The sequence below is a fragment of the Anoxybacillus sp. J5B_2022 genome (assembly GCF_026847645.1).
In the GTDB taxonomy this organism is placed as follows: Bacteria; Bacillota; Bacilli; order Bacillales; family Anoxybacillaceae; genus Anoxybacteroides.
The window spans coordinates 1-6,288 of sequence record NZ_JAPSMC010000097.1; the positions used below are offsets into that span (position 1 = coordinate 1).

Below are 6,288 nucleotides of genomic sequence, written 5' to 3' on the forward strand. Positions count from 1 at the left end.
ATGGAGAAATTATTGGACTGTTGACGTTCCGCGGTGACACCGTCAACGGGCAAGAAGTGCAAGGCTTTAATTTTGCTATCCCTGTTAATACCGTCAAAGAGTTTATCAGCCAAGCAGGGGCAGACAACGCACCAAGCAACACCGATAAACTATTTAAAGAAGGACTAGAACTGTATTGGGGCGGCTATTATGAAGATGCGTTAAAAAAATTCGAAGCAGTAAAACGAATTTACCCTAATCACTCTGAAATTAACCGGTTCATTACAGACAGCGAACAAAAAAGTAGCCAAAGCAAAACTCTTTGGTCGAACTATAAGACCCTCTTCTTCGTATTTGACGGTGTCGCACTCCTCGCTATCATCACACTAATGCTATTTGCGTTTGTATTAAAACCAAAACAGAAAGAGGCTGTTGCAAGCGGTATTCCAGATGTGAACCAAGACGGAAAAGTAGATATTCAAGACATTCTCCTCGCGTTGAAAAACCAGCAAAACAAAGACAAGGAAAAGCAATAGCTTCTCTATAGATATATTTTCTCTGTCCACTATTTATGATCCTCATGTTTCCGAAAAAATAAGCCGAGGCAGCAATTTTTCTACAAAAGAAGGGGCGATATGCCCCTTTTTCTGTGAAACTAACGAATTCACAAGCGGTTAATCTTTGTTGGCGACAAAGCTTGCGCATACCTTCTTCTATTCTAACGACCGAACGTATTCAGCAATCGCCGCAATTTCGCCTTGCGTAAGGGATGGAATTTCTTTTGTTTTGTGGCGTTCAATCGCTTCTTCAATCGTTTTTGCGCTTCCGTCATGTAAATATGGTGCTGTCGCCCATACCCCACGTAATGTTGGCGTATCCCATTGCTTCGTTGTGCGCGGATTTGTAAAATGCGCTCGCGCATCCCCTTTAGAGGCTTTATCGTTTGGATTAGTCGTTCCGATATCGTGCAAATACGACGTATTCGCAGTCGTCAGTTTTCCGTGTTCGTCCACCGCTTGCACGCTGTCGGTAAAATATTCCCCTCCATGGCAACTTAAACAATTGCCTTTTCCATTAAATAGCTCTTCCCCTTCTTTCGCTTTTGCTGTTAAACTACCATCTTTATTCCGATACGGGCTTTTCGGGACAGGGAAAGAATCGGGCGCATCTAAATACGCAAACAGCGCATCATACATATGCTGGACATCTTTTGGCAGCGGTTTTCCTGGATCGATCGTTGTCATACCGCCCATTTCATTTTGCACCGTATGAATATAGTCGCTAAACTCATCGCGTGAACCGTCCCACATAAACAAGCCTGTTTTCGTCGTCAGTACATTGCTCGGAACGTTGCGCGGCCCTTTTGGGGTAAGCAATGTCAGTCCATTAATCTCCCCATCGCTATGGCAAGAAGCGCAACTCATCCAGTTATTGCCTGTAATGGCAGCCGCAAATTCATCGCTATTGGCGCTGTAAAAAATTGTTTTTCCTTCCCGAACAAGCGGCGATAGCGAATCGTTGGCAATAAGCGGAATCGTTCCTTTTACTTCCTTAGCTTTTGCATATGGACTTTTTTCCCCTGCTTTAATCACAGCTAAATCATGACTCATTGCATTATGAACGAACAACGTTTTTCCATCCGGTGAAATTACAATGCCACGCGGATTGTTTCCTTCGATGCGCCGCAAAATTTGCGTCGCATTGCCGCCACGCGCTAAATCGAACACAACCAAATCTTCACTGCCAGACATCACAGCATACATTTTGCTGCCGTCTGGCTGAAATGCAACGTCGTACGGATTGGACACAATGATTGTTTCGTTTTTCACATCTTTCACATTCATCGCCGCAAACAGTTCTTTCCGCTCCCCAAGCAGTTCCTCGTCTTTTTCTAAATCAATGACCGAAATAGCTGGAAACACCGTTTCTTCGAACTGAATAGGCGTATCAATGTTCGTTAACAAATGTGGAACGTACGCTTTTTTCCCGTCCGGCGCAATCACAAACTGTTCAAGCGTATTCGGGATGCCTTGGCTTTTTTTCCGGTCCACTTGATTAGGAGACGGGGCAAGGGAAATCTCTTTGATCACACGGTTCCGCTTCGTATCAATGACACTAATTTTCGCGTCTAAATAATGTGGAACATATAGCTTTTTCCCATCTGCTGCAATGGCAACTGTACGCGGCCGATCGCCTACACGTATTTCTTTTTTCACCTTTTTGCTCTCTAAGTCAACGACCGATACCGTACCAGAACGGTAATTCGCCACATATAGCGTTTTTCCGTCTTGACTAGTGACTAAGCCAAACGGCTCAATGCCCGTTTTTATATGATCGACTACTTTTTCCTCTTTTAACGAAATAATATCGACGCGATCATCATGCATACACGACACGTACAAAAATTGTTCATCTGGGCTTAACGTTAACTGCCGCGGCTCTTTTCCGACAGGAATCTCTCCTTTTTTCTTTCTCGTTTTCACATCGATGATAGTGACGGTATTTACGTCGATGTTGGCTGTATATAGCGTATCCCCTTTTCGATTGATGGCGATATTATCACTATGAACCGCCTCACGACGAATGATTCGCTTTTCCGTTTCAAACACCGGATTCGCTTGACATCCGATGAGCACGAACAACAAAAACAAGCCAATCCACTTTTTCATCTGTATTCCCCCGTTTTTAACTAAGAAAATGAAAACCATTATCATTTTATAAAAAAAAAACGGCACTCCTCAATGGGTTCCGCTTATTTTTTTCTCACTTCTACGGATAACAAAACAGGTGCAATTCCATATTTGCCGTGCCCTGCTTGAATTTGCGGCACATGGTCTCCGTCTGTATTGCCAGAGTCATTCCCTTTTATATATACATCGCCAGTATCCCAAAATTCGCTCGCCTGCATCCCTTCATGGACGCTCGGCCCATCAATAATACGGTCATAAAAGTCGACATAACGAGAAATAATCGTTTCTCTCTCTAACGCTTTTATTGGTTGATCGGAGTCAGTGTTATTTAAGTTATTTAGCGCTACGCGGAACACCCCGGACAATGCACCAGCGACAAACGGTGTATACTTCATCTCATTTTTCCCTGTTTTATACACACGTAACGTGCGATCCCAAAAATGTTTATCCATCGCTTCATAAATATGGCGAGCCGCTTCGCGATATTTTGCTTCTTTCGTCGCTAAAAATGCTGCGGTCAATCCGCGAATCGCCCCGAGTTGTGCAAGCAACGTTGGAGTTGTTTGTTCTTGTCCTTCCCCAATGATGAACCCGTTGGCAACAAGGCCGTCTTTTCGCAACAATTTCGTAAGGATAAAGTCGGCTTGTGCTGTCAAAAGTTGTAACGCCCGTTTTCCTTCTGGAGTGCCGAGCCCTTTTGCTTGTTCCCCGCTTGCATAGCCGACAGGAAGACCGTCAATCGCCCGTTCAAAAATGCGGAGTGCTTCCATCGTATATCCTGCTTGGAACGTATCGACACGTTTCCCTTGCCCATCCTTATACTCTTCCACAAAAGCCCCTACTTCTCGATTAAAATGCATCGCATCGATGTTTTTAAACACTTGAAGCAAGACGTCGCGGTTGACAGAATATGGGTCGGTAGCAACGACATCGTTTGCCGGATTTGCATCGATGTTTTCTTTTGGGGCACTTGGGAATGGTTCGCCATCAAATACAGCTAAGAACGCTTGGTTTTGATTTAGATTGTCTGGACGTTGGTCGGTCATCCCGTAAAATTCAGAAGCTGGCCAAAGCATCAACCATTGATCTTGCAATACACTTCTTGCATCTTTCACTACTAGCTGCTTTGCCGTTGGTGCCAATTTATTTCCATCTTCGATTACTTCAATGGCATGCGGTAAATATACAAGTCCTTTACTTGGATCGTATTTACTTCCTATCGCTCTCGTTAATCCTTTTGTCTTTTCATCATAAAACAAATAATCACGCACAAAGTTCAATTTATTCCATATTTCTTCTGTTAAAATCATGCCTTGCATCCCGTCTGCCGAACTGACACCGAGCGCAATGTTTTTATCGTGGTCATCGTGTGACGTTTTCGCCTCTAGTTCTTCATCTTTATCTACCGTATGGAACCCTCCTAAGAAATCACCAGCCCAAAGCGCTTGTTTTAAAAAAACGGCTCCGTACGCTGACGGTGTCAGCAGTTTTTGCATGTTATCGCGATTCCAACGCAATGACTGAAAATCGACTTGATATACTGGGACATACGTGTCGTCATCGTTTTCGGCATATACGCTCGTATCGACTTTTTGTGCATAATGCGGATCTCCGCCAGCATATTCAATGAACGTTGGAAACATATTGCGGAAAATTTCTTCATGTGGATACTCAACACTATCAGCAAGCGCATAAAAACGATTGGCCAATGCTTCATCCGCGGCTTTCTTTTCTTTTTCCGCCCATTTCGCCGTCACCGGTCCATGAATTAAATGCAACCCTAACCCTGATTTTTCCGTCACTTCATACATCGCTTCTTCCGAATACTCATAGGACTCAATGCCAGCTGTATAATCGAACTTCGTCGGTTTGTTCATTTTCCTCGCATCTAATACGTCCAAATTAAGCCCAAGCCCTTCCGCTAACGGTTCTCCTGACAGCTCAAATTCGGAATAAGCAAACATATTGCCGGCCGTATCAAACGTATAATCAGTCACCGGCACGGCAATGGTTGTCTTTTCTTTTTTCTCATTCGTTTCTTGCATTGGTGTACAGGCAGAAGCAAGCAGAAGCGAAGAAGCAAACGCTGCTGCTACGCCTTTTAATTCTTTTTTCTTCATAATGGCAATCCCCCTAAAAAACAAACATTGATTTTCATTATCATTTATTTTAATGGAAACGATGCGAAAAATCTACATAGACTTCTTTCCGTTCCCCGGTCAGCAGCGAACAAAACTCAACTTTGCTCGGAATAATTCCTAAATCATCACATGCTGCAACGATGCAAGAAAGGTAACGGGAACAAAACGTTTCATCTGTTTCCAACAAAAATTTGCGAATCGCACATTTTCCCTTGTCGTTATAAGCCATATCAATTTCTACGCATTTTTTCATCCGCTTTGTCCCGTACTCTACTCGCTCAAACAGCAAAAAGCAGTCAATAGCGGGTTGTAAAAATTGGAGAAGGTGGTCAATCGTTTTTACTAATACCGTATAATAATGCACTGGAGAATCAAATAAATGTTCATCAATTTTTTTCCAATAATGGTCAGTTAGCCGCAAAATGAGTGAAGCAGACCTTGAAGACGGGGAGGTTTGATAGTAATGAAAAATAATTTGCTTTACTATCTCTTCCACCGCTTGCTTCCAGTTTTGGCCCATAGACAAGCTGATGGCATTCATTGTATGTATCCCTCCATCGATTAGTTTGCTTGTTTCGTCCCCATTTTTTGCAATACCGGGTGAATCGAACTCCACGAACGTTTCACAAAATAAATTGGCTTTTCTTGGCTTTTCGCTTTTTGCTTAATCACTTTCGCCAAATTATGGTTTACATAATCGGTCATAACGAGCACAAGGTCGATATGTTCGGGAATGCCGCGCTTCACCATATTCACTTTTCGACCGTCAAGATGAATAATTTCCTTAAATCCAGAACTCATTAATTTATCGGTAATATTGCCTAAATGGTCTGCACCTACAACTAATAACGATGACATATCCTTTCCCTCCATGATTAGCTTATCTTTATCTTCATTCTAATTGAGAATGATTCTCTATGTCAATATTTAATGATAAATCTTCTCATCTAAATTTCTGCTTTTTTCCGTTATAACTTTTTTCGCAGTGAACAAACTAACTGTGTAGTCACTTTTATGAAAATGGAGGGAAACGACATGGCAAAAGATGTGCTTTGCGAAGTAAAAAACTGTAGTTACTGGGCAAGCGGTAACCGCTGCAGCGCAGAAGCAATTTACGTCGTCAGCAACGCTGGCACAATGGCTTCGAGCGCAACAGAAACCGACTGTAAAACGTTTACCCCTAATCAGCAAATGTAATGGATGAAGAAAAGCGCAAAGCGCCCGCCTATCGGTGAAGATCGCACAAGCCCCACCGAGGAGGCTCTCGAACCAAGCATGGCTTGGTTCTGCGTGGGTAAGCTCAATGAAGACAATCAATGTGCCGCCGAAAGAAGGGGCAGAGCGCTCCACACCGATGGCGCTTGGAGCTAGATAGCGCTCCACCTAATCGTCAAATTTTATCCTTTCTTACCTTTTAAAAAAGATGTCCTTTTTGGACATCTTTCTACATATATCACCATGGAAAGAGAGGCACTCTA

General features: G+C 43.1%; 5 protein-coding genes and 1 pseudogene. 2 read left to right on the plus strand and 4 right to left on the minus strand.

Going from position 1 to position 6,288, the window contains the following annotated elements; all coding sequences use genetic code 11:
- Positions 1 to 515, plus strand: a pseudogene (locus tag M4I42_RS16095) (serine protease); the annotation flags it as partial.
- Between the two features lie 177 nt (positions 516 to 692).
- Here M4I42_RS16095 and M4I42_RS16100 read toward each other — a convergent pair.
- From M4I42_RS16100 to M4I42_RS16115, 4 genes are all read right to left on the minus strand, one after another.
- Positions 693 to 2,648: a beta-propeller fold lactonase family protein gene (locus M4I42_RS16100; protein WP_268853074.1), complete on the minus strand. Its 1,956-nt coding sequence runs from the start codon at positions 2,646 to 2,648 to the stop codon at positions 693 to 695.
- Between the two features lie 83 nt (positions 2,649 to 2,731).
- A complete protein-coding gene (locus tag M4I42_RS16105) occupies positions 2,732 to 4,789 on the minus strand; it encodes a hypothetical protein (protein WP_268853075.1) in 2,058 nt (685 codons plus the stop codon).
- 49 nt (positions 4,790 to 4,838) lie between these two features.
- Complete coding sequence (locus tag M4I42_RS16110) at positions 4,839 to 5,351, minus strand: hypothetical protein (protein WP_268853076.1); 513 nt, start codon at positions 5,349 to 5,351, stop codon at positions 4,839 to 4,841.
- Between the two features lie 20 nt (positions 5,352 to 5,371).
- Entirely contained in the window at positions 5,372 to 5,668 is a 297-nt protein-coding gene (locus tag M4I42_RS16115; protein ID WP_268853077.1) for a DUF2325 domain-containing protein, read from the minus strand.
- Between the two features lie 177 nt (positions 5,669 to 5,845).
- Here M4I42_RS16115 and M4I42_RS16120 point away from each other — a divergent pair, with 177 nt between their 5' ends.
- Positions 5,846 to 6,007 (plus strand): DUF1540 domain-containing protein, encoded by a 162-nt coding sequence (locus M4I42_RS16120; protein WP_268853078.1) that lies wholly within the window; start codon positions 5,846 to 5,848, stop codon positions 6,005 to 6,007.
- The last annotated feature ends 281 nt before the right edge of the window (positions 6,008 to 6,288 follow it).

What these genes read in the sequence shown, in the direction of transcription:
- M4I42_RS16100 (WP_268853074.1), bottom strand. Translation starts at nt 2,648, where the DNA reads ATGAAAAAGTGGATTGGCTTGTTTTTGTTGTTCGTGCTCATCGGATGT.
- M4I42_RS16105 (WP_268853075.1), bottom strand. Translation starts at nt 4,789, where the DNA reads ATGAAGAAAAAAGAATTAAAAGGCGTAGCAGCAGCGTTTGCTTCTTCG.
- M4I42_RS16110 (WP_268853076.1), bottom strand. Translation starts at nt 5,351, where the DNA reads ATGAATGCCATCAGCTTGTCTATGGGCCAAAACTGGAAGCAAGCGGTG.
- M4I42_RS16115 (WP_268853077.1), bottom strand. Translation starts at nt 5,668, where the DNA reads ATGTCATCGTTATTAGTTGTAGGTGCAGACCATTTAGGCAATATTACC.
- M4I42_RS16120 (WP_268853078.1), top strand. Translation starts at nt 5,846, where the DNA reads ATGGCAAAAGATGTGCTTTGCGAAGTAAAAAACTGTAGTTACTGGGCA.